Annotated in this window: 15 protein-coding genes and 1 pseudogene; 6 read left to right on the top strand and 10 right to left on the bottom strand. The window is 67.2% G+C overall.

Annotated elements, in window-relative coordinates; genetic code table 11:
- Nucleotides 1-57: 57 nt before the first annotated feature.
- From QM841_RS36325 to QM841_RS36295, 7 genes are read right to left on the bottom strand one after another with little or no spacing between them, the layout of a single operon-like run.
- Complete coding sequence (locus tag QM841_RS36325; RefSeq protein WP_283335718.1) at nt 58-588, bottom strand: flavin reductase family protein; 531 nt, start codon at nt 586-588, stop codon at nt 58-60.
- Between the two features lie 7 nt (nt 589-595).
- Nucleotides 596-943, bottom strand: coding sequence for a cupin domain-containing protein (locus QM841_RS36320; protein ID WP_016884597.1), 348 nt, complete (start codon nt 941-943; stop codon nt 596-598).
- 6 nt (nt 944-949) lie between these two features.
- Complete coding sequence (locus tag QM841_RS36315) at nt 950-2,407, bottom strand: pyrrole-2-carboxylate monooxygenase subunit (protein WP_283335717.1); 1,458 nt, start codon at nt 2,405-2,407, stop codon at nt 950-952.
- Between the two features lies 1 nt (nt 2,408).
- Nucleotides 2,409-3,086: a DUF2848 domain-containing protein gene (locus QM841_RS36310; protein WP_283335716.1), complete on the bottom strand. Its 678-nt coding sequence runs from the start codon at nt 3,084-3,086 to the stop codon at nt 2,409-2,411.
- The gene (locus tag QM841_RS36305) at nt 3,083-3,895 is read right to left on the bottom strand and encodes a carbon-nitrogen family hydrolase (protein ID WP_283335715.1); all 813 of its coding nucleotides are present in this window, start codon (nt 3,893-3,895) and stop codon (nt 3,083-3,085) included. The genes QM841_RS36310 and QM841_RS36305 overlap by 4 nt, the downstream gene beginning before the upstream one ends.
- Before the next feature lie 17 nt (nt 3,896-3,912).
- Complete coding sequence (locus QM841_RS36300; RefSeq protein ID WP_283335714.1) at nt 3,913-4,557, bottom strand: GntR family transcriptional regulator; 645 nt, start codon at nt 4,555-4,557, stop codon at nt 3,913-3,915.
- A 21-nt stretch (nt 4,558-4,578) separates the two neighbouring features.
- A complete protein-coding gene (locus QM841_RS36295; RefSeq protein WP_283335713.1) occupies nt 4,579-5,946 on the bottom strand; it encodes an MFS transporter in 1,368 nt (455 codons plus the stop codon).
- Nucleotides 5,947-6,274: 328 nt separating this feature from the next.
- On the opposite strand from QM841_RS36295, the gene QM841_RS36290 reads away from it, so the two are divergent.
- On the top strand, nt 6,275-7,888 hold the full coding sequence (locus QM841_RS36290; protein WP_283335711.1) for an amidohydrolase: 1,614 nt from the start codon (nt 6,275-6,277) through the stop codon (nt 7,886-7,888).
- A 9-nt stretch (nt 7,889-7,897) separates the two neighbouring features.
- Here QM841_RS36290 and QM841_RS36285 read toward each other — a convergent pair whose 3' ends face one another.
- Complete coding sequence (locus tag QM841_RS36285) at nt 7,898-8,527, bottom strand: TetR/AcrR family transcriptional regulator (RefSeq protein WP_283335709.1); 630 nt, start codon at nt 8,525-8,527, stop codon at nt 7,898-7,900.
- 164 nt (nt 8,528-8,691) lie between these two features.
- On the opposite strand from QM841_RS36285, the gene QM841_RS36280 reads away from it, so the two are divergent.
- The 4 genes from QM841_RS36280 (at nt 8,692) to QM841_RS36265 (ending at nt 12,818) form a co-directional block, all read left to right on the top strand.
- Complete coding sequence (locus QM841_RS36280; protein ID WP_283335708.1) at nt 8,692-10,197, top strand: APC family permease; 1,506 nt, start codon at nt 8,692-8,694, stop codon at nt 10,195-10,197.
- 2 nt (nt 10,198-10,199) lie between these two features.
- The gene (locus QM841_RS36275; protein ID WP_283335707.1) at nt 10,200-10,505 is read left to right on the top strand and encodes a hypothetical protein; all 306 of its coding nucleotides are present in this window, start codon (nt 10,200-10,202) and stop codon (nt 10,503-10,505) included.
- Nucleotides 10,506-10,547: 42 nt separating this feature from the next.
- Nucleotides 10,548-11,099 (top strand): TetR/AcrR family transcriptional regulator, encoded by a 552-nt coding sequence (locus QM841_RS36270; protein ID WP_283335706.1) that lies wholly within the window; start codon nt 10,548-10,550, stop codon nt 11,097-11,099.
- Between the two features lie 129 nt (nt 11,100-11,228).
- Nucleotides 11,229-12,818 (top strand): GMC oxidoreductase, encoded by a 1,590-nt coding sequence (locus QM841_RS36265; protein ID WP_283335705.1) that lies wholly within the window; start codon nt 11,229-11,231, stop codon nt 12,816-12,818.
- Between the two features lie 148 nt (nt 12,819-12,966).
- On the opposite strand, the gene QM841_RS43265 is transcribed toward QM841_RS36265, so the two are convergent.
- Nucleotides 12,967-13,176 (bottom strand): hypothetical protein, encoded by a 210-nt coding sequence (locus QM841_RS43265; protein ID WP_349307449.1) that lies wholly within the window; start codon nt 13,174-13,176, stop codon nt 12,967-12,969.
- 45 nt (nt 13,177-13,221) lie between these two features.
- Entirely contained in the window at nt 13,222-13,350 is a 129-nt protein-coding gene (locus QM841_RS43260; RefSeq protein ID WP_349307448.1) for a hypothetical protein, read from the bottom strand.
- Between the two features lie 95 nt (nt 13,351-13,445).
- On the opposite strand from QM841_RS43260, the pseudogene QM841_RS43250 reads away from it, so the two are divergent.
- Nucleotides 13,446-14,161, top strand: a pseudogene (locus QM841_RS43250) (lipase family protein); the annotation flags it as partial.
- Between the last annotated feature and the right edge of the window lie 44 nt (nt 14,162-14,205).

The following is a 14,205-nucleotide window of genomic DNA, read 5'->3' as shown; positions in this document are numbered from 1 at the left end:
TTACACGTGCTGGCCGGCGCACCGTCGGTGATGCGCCGGCGAGCAGGTTCGGCCGGATCAGAACAACCAGGGGACTTCGTCGTGACCGAAGTCGTGGAAGTCGCCGAACCGCCCCGAGTAGAACACCAGGCCGGTGCCCTCCCGGCAGCGCATGTCGGTGACTTCGCCGTAGAAGACGCGGTGGTCGCCGATGTCGTGGGCGCTGTGGACCCTGCATTCGAGCTGGGCCAGAGCGTCTTTGATCAGCGGCAGACCCGAGCGGCTGCGATCGCAGGGCAGGTCGTCGAATCGGGCGCCGCCCCGCGTGGCGAAGCGGCGGGCGAGGGCTTCCTGGCGTGAGCCGAGGACGGACACGGCGAACGAGCCCGCGGCTTCCACGGCCTCGGTGGTGCGGGAGCCGTGGGTGAGTGAGACGAGCAGGATCGCCGGGTCCAGGCTGATCGAGGTCAGGGAGCTGATCGTCATGGCACTGGGGTTGCCGTCGCCGTCGCCGTCGTCGGCGCTGACGACGGCGACGCCGGTGGTGAACCGGCCCATGCTTCGTCGCATGTCCGTCGGGGTGGGGGCGTGGAATGCCGGAAGGGTCATCGTGGGCCTACTTACTGTGGTACCGGACTTCGAAGGTGACGACGCCCTCGTCCGTGCTCCAGGGGCCGTGCGGCATGCCGGGCGGCCGGCAGGCGTACATTCCCGCGGTGAACGTCTCGCCGAGGGTCAGGTCGGTGAACGACCCCTCGAGGATGTAGACCTCCTCCCAGAAGTCGTGTTTCTGCACGCCCATCGGTGTCGAGTCGGCGCCGGGTTCGTAGCGCAGGATCCGGGTGGCGACGTTGCCTTCCGGGTCCTTGGCGAGGATGCGTTCGGTGATCTTCGGATCGTCACCCGGACATACCGTCCACTCGACGTCGGTGACCGGGAAGAATTCGAATTCGGGCTTGGCCATGATGGTTTACTCGCTTTCCGCTTTGTAGCCGTCGGTGAACTGCTGCACTGCCGCGACGGCGCTGTCGTAGTCGTAGTTGCGGTACGTGTATGCACCCTTCACCACGAAAGGGGCACCGGCGTAGAACATCTCGTACTGCTGATGTCGTCCGGCGAATTCGGATCCGATGATGTCCCAGGCCAGCTTGAAGAGCTTGACGCGCTCCTCGGACGGCACACCGGGGGACTGGACGTAGTGCTCGATGTCCCGGGACGTCAGCGGACTGGTGAGATCCTTGACGCTCGACGGGAGTTGCAGCACACCGCCGCCGACGAGGTCCCGCAGGATCGCGATCACCCGCGGGTAGATCTCCGACTGCAGGCCCATCGACCCGTACAGTGCCTGCCTGCCCGGCAACCACATCCCGGCCGAATCCGGCTCGGCGGTGTACTCGGCGGCCAGCACCGCGGAACGGACGCCGCTGACGAGTGCGGCGAGTTCGCCGAGCTTCTCCTGAACGCTGGGGATCTTGTCCACCCCGTTGACCTGGGTGACCCGACGCGCAACGCCGGCAATGAATTCGAGCTTCGTCGCAAAGCGGATCTGCGCCTGCCAGTTGCCGAGAACGTGGGCGCCTGTCTCGAAGAACTGTCGGCGGACGCCGGTGGTGTCGCGGTCGACGAACACTCGATCCCACGGCACGAGGACGTCGTCGAAGACGAGGAGCGAGTCGGGCTCGTCGTAGCGGCAGGTCAGTGGGTAGTCGAACGAGCTCGTCGCGGCCGGGATGTACGGGCGGCGGACGTACTGCTTGAGGCCGGGGGCATTGGTCGGGACCACGAACCCGACGGCGAAGTCCTTGTCGTCCGGGCCGAGCGGCTTGATACACGAGACGAAGATTTCGTCGGCGATCGCTCCGCCGGTCGCGAGCATCTGCGAACCACGGATGACCAGACCCTCCGTGGTCTCCTCGACCACGCCGGCCTGCAGGTACTCGCCCTCCCAGCCCGACGCCGTCGTCGCGCGTGAGACCTGCGGCGGGATGATCGCGTACGAGACGTAGAGGTTCTCGTCGAGCAGCCGCCGGTACAACTCGGACACGTTCGCCCCGAAGTCGTGCCCACCCTCGGCCGCGAACACCTCGGGATGCGCCGCGAACGCGGCAAGGAACGTCCCCACATGGTCGGGACTACGGCCGATCCAGCCGTGCGTGTGCTTCGCCCACCGCTCGATCGCCTCCCGCCGCTGCGCGAGCTCCTCCCGCGACCGGGGGATCGAGAACACCCGGTTGGCCGCGTTCCCGGTTTCGGGGGCGACGTACTGCATGCCGTTGGCCTCGTCCGCGGCCAGATCGAACATCTCGGCAATCGTCCGGGTCACGGGCGCGAAAGCCGGATGGGTGGTGACGTCGTCGATCTTCTCCCCGTCGATGAGCACTACGCGCCCGTCGTTCAGGGAGGCCAGGTAGTCGGCTCCGGTGCGCATGTCAGTGTCCTTCGGTGGTGTAGGAGTGGGTCAGGGTTCGGCCGTCGGGCAGGGTGAGTTCGAGGTCCCACCGGTGACCGGGGGTGAACTTGCCGTCGAGCAGCGGCAGGGTGCCTGCGAAGCAGAGCAGGTCTTCGCCGGTGTCGCCGATCCGGTCGGCGAAGATCTGCAGAAGGTTGTGCGGTGTGCGAAGGTTGGCCAGGGCGCCGTCCTGATACAGGACCCCGTCGACCCACGATCGGGCCCGGCACGCGTCCCAGTCGAACGACGCCCAGTCCGCGATCTCGACGACGGCCGGGCCTACCGGCTTCGGGCACGCCCGCTTCGAATCACCGATGTCGACGGTCTCGAGTTGGCGGTCGGTGTGATCGGAGCCGACACCGAGGTAGTACCGCCCGCGGTGCCTCAGGATCACCGGCTCGACCTCGCCGGAGGTGTGCGCGCCGGTGACGGGGGCCTGCGTCGCGGTCGTGATCGTCGCGATCTCGACGGGGTAGAACATCGGCACCTGTGCCGGCGGTGCGACTCCGATGGCGGCGAGTTCGTCGATGTGATGTTGCACCGCTGCTTCGTCGCGGCCGGTGTACCCGGCGACCAGGGTTCGGCCGTCGCCGAATTGCAGGATCTCGGAGGAATCGAGGGTTTCGAAGGTGAGCACCTCCGTGGTGGCGCCGGTCATGAAAGGACCTTTCTGCGGTTGAGGAAGCTGTAGTCGTCGAGCCGGTCCCTCAGGACCGGGAACTCGGCGCGGGTGCGGTCGACCACGGTGGGGTCGATCTCGGCGATGGTGATGCCCTCGGACGAATCCGCCTCGGCGATCACCCTTCCCCACGGGTCGACGATCCGGCTGTGGCCGCCGAGTTCGACGGAATTGTGGGTGCCGGTGGCGTTGCAAGCGATCACGAAGACCTGGTTGTCGACGGCGCGGGCCGAGGTCAGCAGCCGCCAATGCTCCTTGCGGGCCTTCGGCCATGCCGCGGGAACGATGACGAGTTGCGCTCCGGCGGCGACCAATTCGGTCCACAATTCGGGGAACCGCAGGTCGTAGCAGGTGGTGGCCGCGATCGGGCCGAACGGGGTGTCGGTGGTGTGGATCTGCGTCCCCGGCTGCAGGAGCTGCGCTTCGAGGGAGTCGTAACCGAACACGTGAACTTTGCTGTAGTGGTGGTGGATCTGTCCGTCCGGGCCGATCAGGACCGCGGTGTTGCGTAGCCTGCCCTCTTCGCCCTGTTCGACGATGCTGCCGGCGTGGATGTAGCACTGCCGTTCGACGGCGACGGCCGCCAGAACCTGGACGGTACCGCCGCCGAGGGTTTCCGCGGCTGTCGAGTAGTCGTCGAAATGGTTGTATCCGACGCGCCACAGCTCGGGCAGAACGATCAGGTCGACTCGCTCGTCGAGTCCGGTCAGGAGGTTGCGTACGCGCTCGAGTCGATGCGCGGGGGTCTCGGAATCGGGGCTGGCCAGTTGAGTCAGGGCTATCTTCATGGGTTTCCTTCGTGCCGTTAGATGTTCGGCCGTTTCATTGACTGCAGGGTGGTGTCGAGGTGTTCCCGCACCGCCTGTACCGCGGCCTGCGGATCACCTGCCGCGATCGCGTCGGCGATGGCGCGGTGCTCGACGAGAACCTGCTTCTTACGGGTTTCGTCGGCCATCACGATGCGGATACCCATCCGCATCTGACGGTCCCGCAGTGAGCTGTAGAAGTTGTTCATCAGTGGGTTGCCGGCCGCACGGATGATGGCCGTGTGGAATTCGAGGTCGTGCGCGATGAAGTCGACCGGGTCGGTGTCGTTCTCCTGGAGGTCCAGGAGAATGCGGAGCCGGTCCGGCACCAGGCCCGGCTGGGGCGCCACTTCGGTGACCGACCATTCCTCGACCACCCGGCGGGCCTGCATGATGGCTTCGACGTCGCTGTCGGACAACGCCGGGATGAAGGCGCCCTTGTGGGGCACTCGCCGGATGAAACCTTCGGCCTCGAGACGTAACAGCGCCTCGCGCACGGGGGTTCGGGAAATTCCGGAGGACGCGGCGACCTGCGCCTCGGACAGAAACATCTCCTCGTCGCGGGGCAGGGTGATGATGGTGTTCTTCAGCCACTCGTAGGCCAGCTCCGGTGCCGTTGCCCCGGTGGTCTTCGATGTCGTCATGGCTTGCCCCTTCGAGGAGAGTCAGTTGTGGACGGACGCCGGTGTTTCCGGTGTCCGGGAGATGGCCTCGTCGCCCACGGCCGCGAGATCCACGGACTGCGTTTCCCGCGCGAGAAGTGAGGCGATCAGGGAGATGACTCCCATGGCTGCGAGATAGGCACCGATGGCGTATCCGGTGCCGAACCGGGTGTAGAGCGCGATCGCGATGATCGGGGCCAGCGAGCCGGCCAGGACGGACGCGAGGTTGTAGGCCAGCGACACCCCGGAGTACCGGACCTCGGTGGGAAACAGTTCGGAGAAGAACGCGCCGATCACTGCGCTGTAGGCCGCGAAGATCAGCAACCCCACCGCCACCGCGAGGGTGATCGCCGCCGGATTCTTCGTGTCCAGCAGCGCGAAGAACACGAACGCCCACACGATGGTGGCGGCGGACGCGGCGATGTAGATCGGTCGCCGGCCGATCCGGTCGGCGAGCACGGCGAACACCGGGATCGTCACCAGGGCGACGACCATGCCGATCATGACGGCGTTCAACCCGGTGCTGCGCTCGAGTTCGAGGATCTGGGTGATGTAGGTGATGACGAACAGCGAGAAGATGTAGAAGCCGGCGTTCTCGCCGAAGCGGGTGAAGGCCGCGAGGAGGATCTGGCGCCAGTGTCCCCGGACGGCCGCGGCGAGCGGCATGCCCTTCTTCTCGGCGGTCGCGGTTTCCCGGGACTGCTCGAACAGCGGGGTCTCCGCGACGTACAGCCGCAGCACCAGACCGATGATCACCAGCAGGGCCGACAGCCCGAAGGCGATCCGCCAACCCCAGGACAGGAACGCGTCCTCCGACAGCGTGGAACCGAGGACGGCGAGCACCCCGGCAGCCAGCAGGTTGCCCAGCGGCGGACCGAGATTCGGCCAGGCGGACCAGAACGCCCGTCTCTTCGAATCGCCGTGTTCGGAGACCAGCAGGACTGCGCCACCCCATTCGCCACCGAGGGCGAAGCCCTGCACCAGCCGCAGAAGCACCAGGATCAACGGTGCGGCGACGCCGATGGACGCGTACGTGGGCAGGAAGGCGATGAGGAAGGTCGACACTCCCATCAGCATCAGGCTGGCGATCAGGGTGGCCCGCCGGCCTTTGACGTCCCCGTAGTGCCCGAGCACCGCGGCACCGAGGGGACGCGCCACGAAGCCGACCGCGTAGGTGGCGAACGCGAGCATGGTTCCCACCAGGGGATCCTCGGTGGGGAAGAACAGCTTGTTGAACACCAGCGCCGCCGCTGTTCCGTACAGGAAGAAGTCGTACCACTCGACTGCGGTACCGGCGAGGCTCGAACCTGCAATGACGGGCAGGCTGGTGTGGGGTCTGCGATTGATAGATTTGTTGTTGGCGGTTGCCATAGTCGACTCCTAGGTCGAATCGTCGCTACGTGACGAGCTGCACGTCCTTGCGCCTACCTCCAAGTAGGCGACTCGAACGGTCGCGCAGATGGTGCTGCCGGGGCTCGGTGGCTGCTCCAACAGCTGCCGAGCCCGCTTTTTTTCTTGCCTCATCCGACTGTGAAGCCGATCACGAAAAGGCCGTACACCAGTTGTATACGACCGGTCTACGATTCGCAAGAGGGCGGCTGAACTCTCCATTTCCGCCCCGCGACCGGGCAACTCTTGACGCAGGCCCGAGCACGACCTAGCTTAATCGAATCATATTCGATTAATTTGAGGAGGTGCCGTGGACGCCGAACTGCTCGTCGTTGGAGGCACGGTGCGCACCGGTGATCCCGACCGGCCGGTCACCGACGCGCTTGCCGTGGCCGGCGGCCGCGTGGTCGCGCTGGGGGAGCGGGCTCGTGCCCTGCAGTCGAGCCGCACCGAACTGATCGACCTGCGCGGGGGCGCGTTGTTGCCGTCGTTCGGCGACGGGCACGTCCACCCGCTGATGGGCGGGCTCGGTCTGCGCGGTGCCTCGATCCGCGACTGCGGAACCGTCGACGAGGTCCTGCGCGAGGTGCGCCGGTGGGCGGACGAGAATCCCGGAGCCGGTTGCGTATTCGGGGACGGGGTTTCGCCGACGCTCGCCGAGAGCGGGCGCTTCGAGGCCCGGTGGCTCGACAGTGTGGTGCCGGACCGGCCGGTGGTCCTGCGCACGATGGACCATCACACCGCGTGGGTCAACAGTGCGGCGCTGCGGTGTGCCGGACTGACTCGGGACACCCCGGACCCGGCAGGCGGAGAGATCGTGCGAACCGCCGACGGTGAGCTGCTCGGCACTCTGCGTGAATGGGGTGCGATCAATCCGGTTCTCGCACTGGTGCCGGAGGTGACCCTCGACGACCGGGTCGATGCGCTGGCGACAGTGTCGAAGATGCTTGCCGCCGCGGGCATCACGTGGGTGCAGGATGCGTGGACCGAACTCGACGACGTCGAGGTCTGGCTGACCGCCGCGGACCGCGGGAGGCTGTCGACCCGTGCCAACCTCGCGTTTCGTGCTACCCCGGAGAGCTGGGAGGCCGACCGGGAGGCCTTCGTCCTGGCGCGGCGGAAGGTCGAGGAACGCGGCGGCGACGCGGTTCGGGCGGGAACGGTCAAGTTCTTCGCCGACGGGGTGATCGAGGCCGGTACGGCGGCGCTTCTGGCGCCCTACACGGACTGTCCGCACTCCCACGGCATCAGCAACTGGACGACGGACGAACTGTCTCGGGCTGCGGCCGAAGTGGACCGGCTCGGGTTCCAGATCCACATCCATGCCATCGGCGACGCCGGGGTGCGCATGGCGCTCGATGCGATCGAGCACGTGGACCGCAGCAACGGTCCGCGTGATCGGCGCGCCACGATCGCACATCTGCAGTTGGTCGACGGTGACGACCTCGACCGGTTCACGTCCCTCGGGGCGATCGCCAACTTCCAGCCGCTGTGGGCCCAACTCGACGCCCTGATGACGGAATTGACGATTCCGCGGATCGGGGCCGAACGAAGCGCGCAGCAGTATCGCATCGGAACCCTCACCGAACGAGGTGCACGGGTGGCCTTCGGCAGTGACTGGCCCATCACCGCCTACGAGCCGATCAAGGGAATTGCCACCGCGATTCACCGCCAGACCCCGTCCGGCGTACCGACGGAAGGATGGCTGCCGCGCGAACGCGTCGGCCTCGAACGAGCCCTCGCCGCGTATTCGGCCGGCGTCGCCTATCAGGGATTCGAGGAGAACCTGTGGGGCTGCCTCCGGCCAGGAATGCGGGCCGACATGATCCAGCTGCCGGTCGACCCCTACGACCTGTCGTCCACGCAGGCGCTCAGTGACCTTGCCGTGACCCGAACCTGGTTGGGCGGCACGCAGGTTCACTGAGGTTCGGCGCTACCGCTGCACCGCGCCGCATTCCTGCAGGAGGTTGCGAAAGCCCGCCAGCAGGGCCGCCAGGCCGAGTTCGAACGCCTGCTCGGCCCTCGCCGGGCCGCGGGGTGCGGCGGCAAGCGCCCGCGTCAGGGCGTCGTCGGTCGTCGTCGAATCCGCTTCGATCATGACCTCCGGCGCGGCCGCGTCCAGGGCGGCCCCGAGGAGAAAATTCTCCGCGGCGGTGATGACGGCCATGATGTGGTCGTCCGGGAAGCCGGCGTCGCGCAGTCCGGCCGCCGCCGAGTGGTACACCGAGAGCGAGCCGGGATCGCGCACCGTCTCGGTGGCCAGGAGGCGGATGGCGGTGGGGTGCCTGCTGAACGCTGCCCGATAGGACCGGGCCCATTCGGAGAAGGCCTCGTCCCAGGGCAGGCGCTCGAAGGCCGATCCGTCGATTTCCCGGACGACGCGGTGGCGAACCAGTTCGACGACGGCCGCGCGGCCTTTGGCATGGTGATAGATCGACGACACCTGCACATTCAGGTGCCGGGCCAGATCCGGCATCTTGAAGTCGCCGTCACGATCGACCAGTTCGAGCGCCGCCTCCGCGATGCGTTCGCGGTCCAGGCGTGCGACGCGAGGTCTGCCCATCGGTGCACCCACCTCTCCAATCGAAATTCATTCGATTATGCCCTTGTGGCGCCGGTCACAACGTTCTAGTCTAATCGAAACACATTCGATTAGAACCTCGTCGCGTATCCGCGCCCCCGGGTTTCCCCGCCGCCGCGCCCTTGCCCTGACTGGAGACGTCCCTCATGAAGAAATCCGCACCCGGACCCGCCTCCGGCACGCAGCTGGAAGGCGGCGCCCTCGGCACCTCCGGCATCGTGTTCTTCGTCGTGGCGGCCGCCGCGCCGCTGCTGGTGATGGCGGGGGTGGCTCCCCTGGCCCTGAACGTCGCGGGCATCGGGGCGCCCGGCGGGTACATCCTGGCCGGACTCGCGCTGGGCGTGTTCGCGATCGGCTTCACCGCGATGAGCAAGTACATCCACAACGCGGGAGCGTTCTACTCGTACATCTCGATCGGACTCGGCCCCCGCTGGGGCCTCGCGGCCGCGGTACTCGCCCTCGTCTCCTACAACGCCCTCGAGATCGGGATCTTCGGCGCCCTCGGGTATTTCACCCAGTCCACCATGGCGGATCTGGTCGGACTGAATCTTCCGTGGGGACTGTGGTCGCTGATCGGCGTCGGGCTCGTCTGGTTCCTGGGGTCGCGATCGGTCCATGTCGGCGCCCGGTTCCTGATCCTGCTGCTCTCCGCTGAGACGGGGATCCTCGTCCTGCTCGCGGCCGCCGTCCTTCTCCGGGGCGGCGCCGAGGGGCTCGGTGTCGAGTCGTTCGCTCCCGCCCACGTCTTCAGCCCCGGCCTGGGTGGGGTGCTGACCCTGGCGTTCGCCGCGTTCATCGGGTTCGAAGCGACCGCCCTGTATCGGGAGGAAGCGAAAAACCCCTCCCGGACGATCCCCCGGGCGACCTACCTCGCGGTCGCATTCCTCGGCCTCTTCTACGCCTTCATGGTGTGGATCATCATCCAGGCCTACGGCCCGGATCAGGCGCTCGCGCTCGCAGCCTCCGATCCCGCCGCAATGTACTTCGACGCCATCGAGAACTACGTCGGCGGCTGGGCGAGCACGCTCATGGAACTGCTGATCATCACGAGCATCCTCGCCAGCCTGCTCGCGTTCCACAACGCGATCACCCGCTACGCCTTCGCGCTGTCGCGCGAGCACGTACTGCCGCGGGTCCTCGGCACACTGCACCCGGTCTACAAGTCGCCGTACGTGGCGAGCGCCGTGCAGAGTCTGCTTGCGATGGTCGTGATCGTCGGGTTCGCGCTCGCCGGCGCCGACCCCTACCTTCAGCTCCTGCTGTGGGTGAATTCGCCCGGCGTCGTCGGCATCGTCGTACTCCAGGCCATGGCCGCCGCCGCCGTTCTCGCATTCTTCTGGCGGGATCGCCGCGGGCATTCGGTGTGGAGGGTGCGGGTAGCCCCCGCAGCCGCCCTCGCCATGTTGACCTACGCGACGTGGTTGATCGTGGCCAAGATGGACTTGCTCACTGCCGCAGGACCCGCCGTGAACACGGTCCTCGTCGCCGTGACACCGGTAAGCCTGGCGATCGGGCTGGCGCTCGGTACGCGGCTCGCGCGACGCCACCCCGATCTCTATGCCCGGCTGGGCACCACCGACGTGGACGCCGAACCCTCGGTCCCGCCCGGAGAAGTGAGCACCAGTCCCATCCCGCGCGGCAAGGCCACCTAGACGTGCCTTCACAGCAATCCGATCAGTTCGAGGTGGACGTCCGGCGCTACCGCCGGTGGCGCGATCGACGACGAGAAGCCGAACGACACCGCGCCCGACAGCCGAGACCGGGCAAAGAGGTCGACGACATCCTCGACTTCGCCCGAACCTGGGCGCCATTCGGCGGACCCCCGGAGGAGGAGACCCTCGTCAACTTCGGGATGTGCCCAACTCGATTCGCGGAACAACTCTGGCAAGTCATCGGCGAATTCGGCTGCGGGCGAGCCGACGAGACGCAACTGAAACGGGCCTATCCGCAACGCGAATAGCGAGGGTGCGGGCCCTTCGGGATCGTGATCGATAATGGTCGCATGCGGTCGCGGAGGAAGATCTTGGACGCCACGCTCGACTTGATCGCGAGTGACGGTTTCGAGGGGGTCACCATCGCGGCGGCGGCGCAGGGTGCGGGCGTCACGCGGCAGACCGTGTACTCCAACTTCGGGTCGCGCGAAGAACTGGTGTCGCAGGCGATCGCCGGTCTCGCCGTCGAGGTGCTGGGCGGGATCCACTCCCGCTCGAAAGCGACCGACACAACGTGCGAGTACGTCGTCGAACTCATCGTCGCGGGCCGGGCCGCGGTGCGCGCGCATCCGGTGCTGGCTACCCTGCTGCAGGCGGAACGGGGAAACCCTGTTTTCGACACGGGCATGATGTCCCGCGCGAAACCCGTAGCGCGCGAACTGCTCGAGCCCCTCGTCGAGCGCGATCCCGGCGTGAAGTCGAGCCTGGACGATATCGTCGAGATCGCACTTCGGCTGGCGCTGTCGGTCGTCCTCTTCGACGACGACGCCGTTCACACCGACGACGACCTTCGCCGGTTTCTCACCCGCTGGCTGTCGCCGGCGATGCCGTCCAGCTCGTAACGGCAGTCACAGTTACTTCTTGACACATCTCGCTCAGAGTGTCTAGTTTGAGCTCGCCTTAGAGAAATGCTCCACGCTGATCTTTCGACATCTCGCCGAGTGAGTCCGTCTGTGATCTGGGGGAAATCTGTGTCTGCACTCAATCGCCGCTCCATTCTGGCCGGGGCCGCTGCCGCGGGCGTCGCGTTGGCGAGTCCGCGCATCGCGCAGGCCGTGACCGGAGGCCGCCGGACTACCGTGCCGCTCACCCGCGAAGATCACCGGGTCATCGTCGTCGGGTCGGGGTTCGGCGGCGGCGTCGCGGCGCTCCGGCTCGCGGAGGCCGGCGTGCCCGTTCTGGTGCTCGAGCGTGGAATACGCTGGCCCACAGGGCCGGACGCAGACACCTTTCCCCGTGCGACCGCCCCGGACAAGCGCATCCTCTGGTACCGGTCCAGTCCGCAACTGTTCGGTGAGCCGGTGGCGCTGGAGCCGTACACCGGTCTGCTCGAGGCGGTGCCCGGCGACAACATGACCGCACTGTGCGCCGCCGGCGTCGGCGGTGGTTCCCTCGTCTACCAGGGGATGACGTTGCAACCGGCCGAGGCCGTCTTCAACACGCACCTGCCCGAAGCGCTCGACTGGGCCACGATGGACCGGGTTCACTACCCGCGGGTCGCGCGGATGTTGCGGCTCGCCGTCGCCCCCGACGAGTTGATCGACAGCCCGAATTACCAGGCCGCGAGGGTGTTCGCACAGAACGTGCAGCGAGCGGGACTGCCCGTGTCGAAGATCCCGATGCCGATCGACTGGAACTTCGCGCTCGACGAACTCCGCGGCCGCATGAAACCTTCGTACACCAACGGCGACGGCGCCCTCGGGGTCAACAACGGCGGCAAGCACTCGGTCGACGTCACCTACATCGCTGCCGCGGAAGCGACCGGCCGGGTGAGGGTGGAAACCCTGCACCAGGTCACCGATGTCGAACGCGCCCCGGACGGCCGTTGGACGGTGCACGTCGACCGGATCGATACGTCCGGCAACGTACTCGAGAACAAGATCCTCACCACGAATGCCCTCGTGATGGCCGCCGGAAGCGTGGGCACCACGAAGCTGCTGGTGCGTGCCGCGTCGACGGGCCGCATCCCGGATCTGCCGGACGAACTCGGAACCGGTTGGGGAACCAACGCCGACCGAATCTACGTCTGGACGAGCCTCGAAGAAGGATTCGGCGCTCCGCAGGGCGGCCCGGTCGTCTACGGCAGCTTGAACTGGGACGACCCCGCCACCGCCGTCACGGTCATCCAGGCGTCGATGCCACCACTGTCCCTCGACGCACGCAGCACCATGCTCGTCGGATACGGCGTCAGCGAAGGCCGTGGGAGTTTCGTGTACGACTCGGCCACCGACGACGCGGTACTGCGCTGGCCGAGGGAAGGCGACGCCGTCATCCAGAACGGCCGCATCGACCCGATGGTGCGGAAGATCGCCGGGCCGGGATCCATACTCACGGACACCAATTCGATCTTCCCTTCCACCTGGCATCCGCTCGGCGGGGCGTCGATGGGCTCGGTCTGCGATCTCGAGGGCCGGGTGCTCGGCCAGCGCGGTCTGTATGTGCTCGACGGTGCCCTGATGCCCGGCAACACCGCGGCCTGCAACCCGTCGATGACCATCGCCGCGGTCGCCGAACGCGCCCTGGACCACCTGGTCGCCCGCGACGTCGGAACGGTGATCTGACCATGCGCACCACCCCTTCTCGTCTTCGCCGCTCGCACACACCGCACGCTGTCCGGGTCGCCGTCCTCGCCGTCGTCAGCTGTATAGCCGCCGCGGTCGCGCTCACTGCCGGCGCTCATCCGGCACACGCCGCCCCCGGCGACGACTTCTACACTCTGCCAGCCGAATTCGCGTCGGCTCCGGGATCGATCATCCGCACCGAACCGATGCCGTTGTTCGCCTCGGTGCCCGGAACGGACGGCACCTGGCCGGGCGCCGGGCAGCGGGTGATGTACACGTCGCGGCTGCAGGACGGTTCCCCGACAGCGGTCACCGGGACCTTCATCGACGCCACCCGGCCCTGGAATGGCAGCGGCACGCGGCCGACCGTGATCATCGCGCCCGGCACGGTCGGGCAGGGTGATCAGTGCGCCCCGTCGCACGCGTTCTCCACAGGGCTGAACGTGACCACGGCCCCGTTCTCGTTGTCCGCCAACCAGGAAGCGCTGTCGGCCAACGTGTGGAGCGCGATGGGAGCGCGCGTCTTCGTCACCGACTACATCGGCCTCGGCACCCCCCGGAGTCCACACCTACGTCAACCGGCTCGAAGAAGCCCACGCCGTTCTCGACGCCGCGCGCGCCGCGAACGCACTCGGCGGCAGCGATCCGACGACGCCACTGGCCCTGTGGGGATACTCCCAGGGCGGTGGAGCCGCCGCGGCCGCCGCGGAGCTCCAGTCCTCCTACGCCCCGGAACTGAACGTCAAGGGCACCTGGGCGGGCGGACCGCCGGCCGACCTCCTCACCGTGCTCGCCCAGATCGACGGCAACCTCATCGGCGGTGCCATCGGGTTCGCGATCAACGCTTCGTCGCACGCCATCCCGAGTTGCAGAAACCACTGCACGAACGCATCACTCCCGAGGGCCAGGCAATGCTGAACACGGTGAGCACCGAGTGCATCGGTGACGTCATCACCAACCAGCCGTTCCTGCGCACCAGCACGTACACGAACGACCACAAATCCTTGCTCGACAACCTACGCGACATCCCCGAAGCCGCCCCCGTCTTCGACGCGCAGCGCCTCGGCACCCTCACCCCGAGCAGCCCGGTGCTCGTCACCAGCGGTCGCAACGACGACACCGTGCCCTACGAGCAGGCCCGCCAACTCGCCACCGACTGGTGCGACCGAGGCGCACAGGTCACCTTCCGCACCAACGACCTACCGCCCATCGCACCGGGCACCACCATCCCCAACCACTTCGGCCCCGAACTCATCGACGGCTACGACACCAACGGCGCCGTGTCCTACATCGTCGACCGGTTGAACGACACCCCGATCGCCGAGGGCTGCAGAGTGAACTGACACCGGTGGGTCTTCGATCGCGAAGACGACGCGACGCCAGGGTG

The sequence above is a fragment of the Rhodococcus sp. IEGM 1307 genome, from assembly GCF_030056915.1.
GTDB lineage: Bacteria > Actinomycetota > Actinomycetes > Mycobacteriales > Mycobacteriaceae > Rhodococcus_F > Rhodococcus_F opacus_D.
The sequence above is the reverse complement of the archived record's forward strand: the minus strand, read 5'-3'. Positions and strand labels throughout refer to the sequence as shown.

What these genes read in the sequence shown, in the direction of transcription:
- QM841_RS36325 (WP_283335718.1), bottom strand. Translation starts at nt 588, where the DNA reads ATGACCCTTCCGGCATTCCACGCCCCCACCCCGACGGACATGCGACGA.
- QM841_RS36320 (WP_016884597.1), bottom strand. Translation starts at nt 943, where the DNA reads ATGGCCAAGCCCGAATTCGAATTCTTCCCGGTCACCGACGTCGAGTGG.
- QM841_RS36315 (WP_283335717.1), bottom strand. Translation starts at nt 2,407, where the DNA reads ATGCGCACCGGAGCCGACTACCTGGCCTCCCTGAACGACGGGCGCGTA.
- QM841_RS36310 (WP_283335716.1), bottom strand. Translation starts at nt 3,086, where the DNA reads ATGACCGGCGCCACCACGGAGGTGCTCACCTTCGAAACCCTCGATTCC.
- QM841_RS36305 (WP_283335715.1), bottom strand. Translation starts at nt 3,895, where the DNA reads ATGAAGATAGCCCTGACTCAACTGGCCAGCCCCGATTCCGAGACCCCC.
- QM841_RS36300 (WP_283335714.1), bottom strand. Translation starts at nt 4,557, where the DNA reads ATGACGACATCGAAGACCACCGGGGCAACGGCACCGGAGCTGGCCTAC.
- QM841_RS36295 (WP_283335713.1), bottom strand. Translation starts at nt 5,946, where the DNA reads ATGGCAACCGCCAACAACAAATCTATCAATCGCAGACCCCACACCAGC.
- QM841_RS36285 (WP_283335709.1), bottom strand. Translation starts at nt 8,527, where the DNA reads ATGGGCAGACCTCGCGTCGCACGCCTGGACCGCGAACGCATCGCGGAG.
- QM841_RS36280 (WP_283335708.1), top strand. Translation starts at nt 8,692, where the DNA reads ATGAAGAAATCCGCACCCGGACCCGCCTCCGGCACGCAGCTGGAAGGC.
- QM841_RS36270 (WP_283335706.1), top strand. Translation starts at nt 10,548, where the DNA reads ATGCGGTCGCGGAGGAAGATCTTGGACGCCACGCTCGACTTGATCGCG.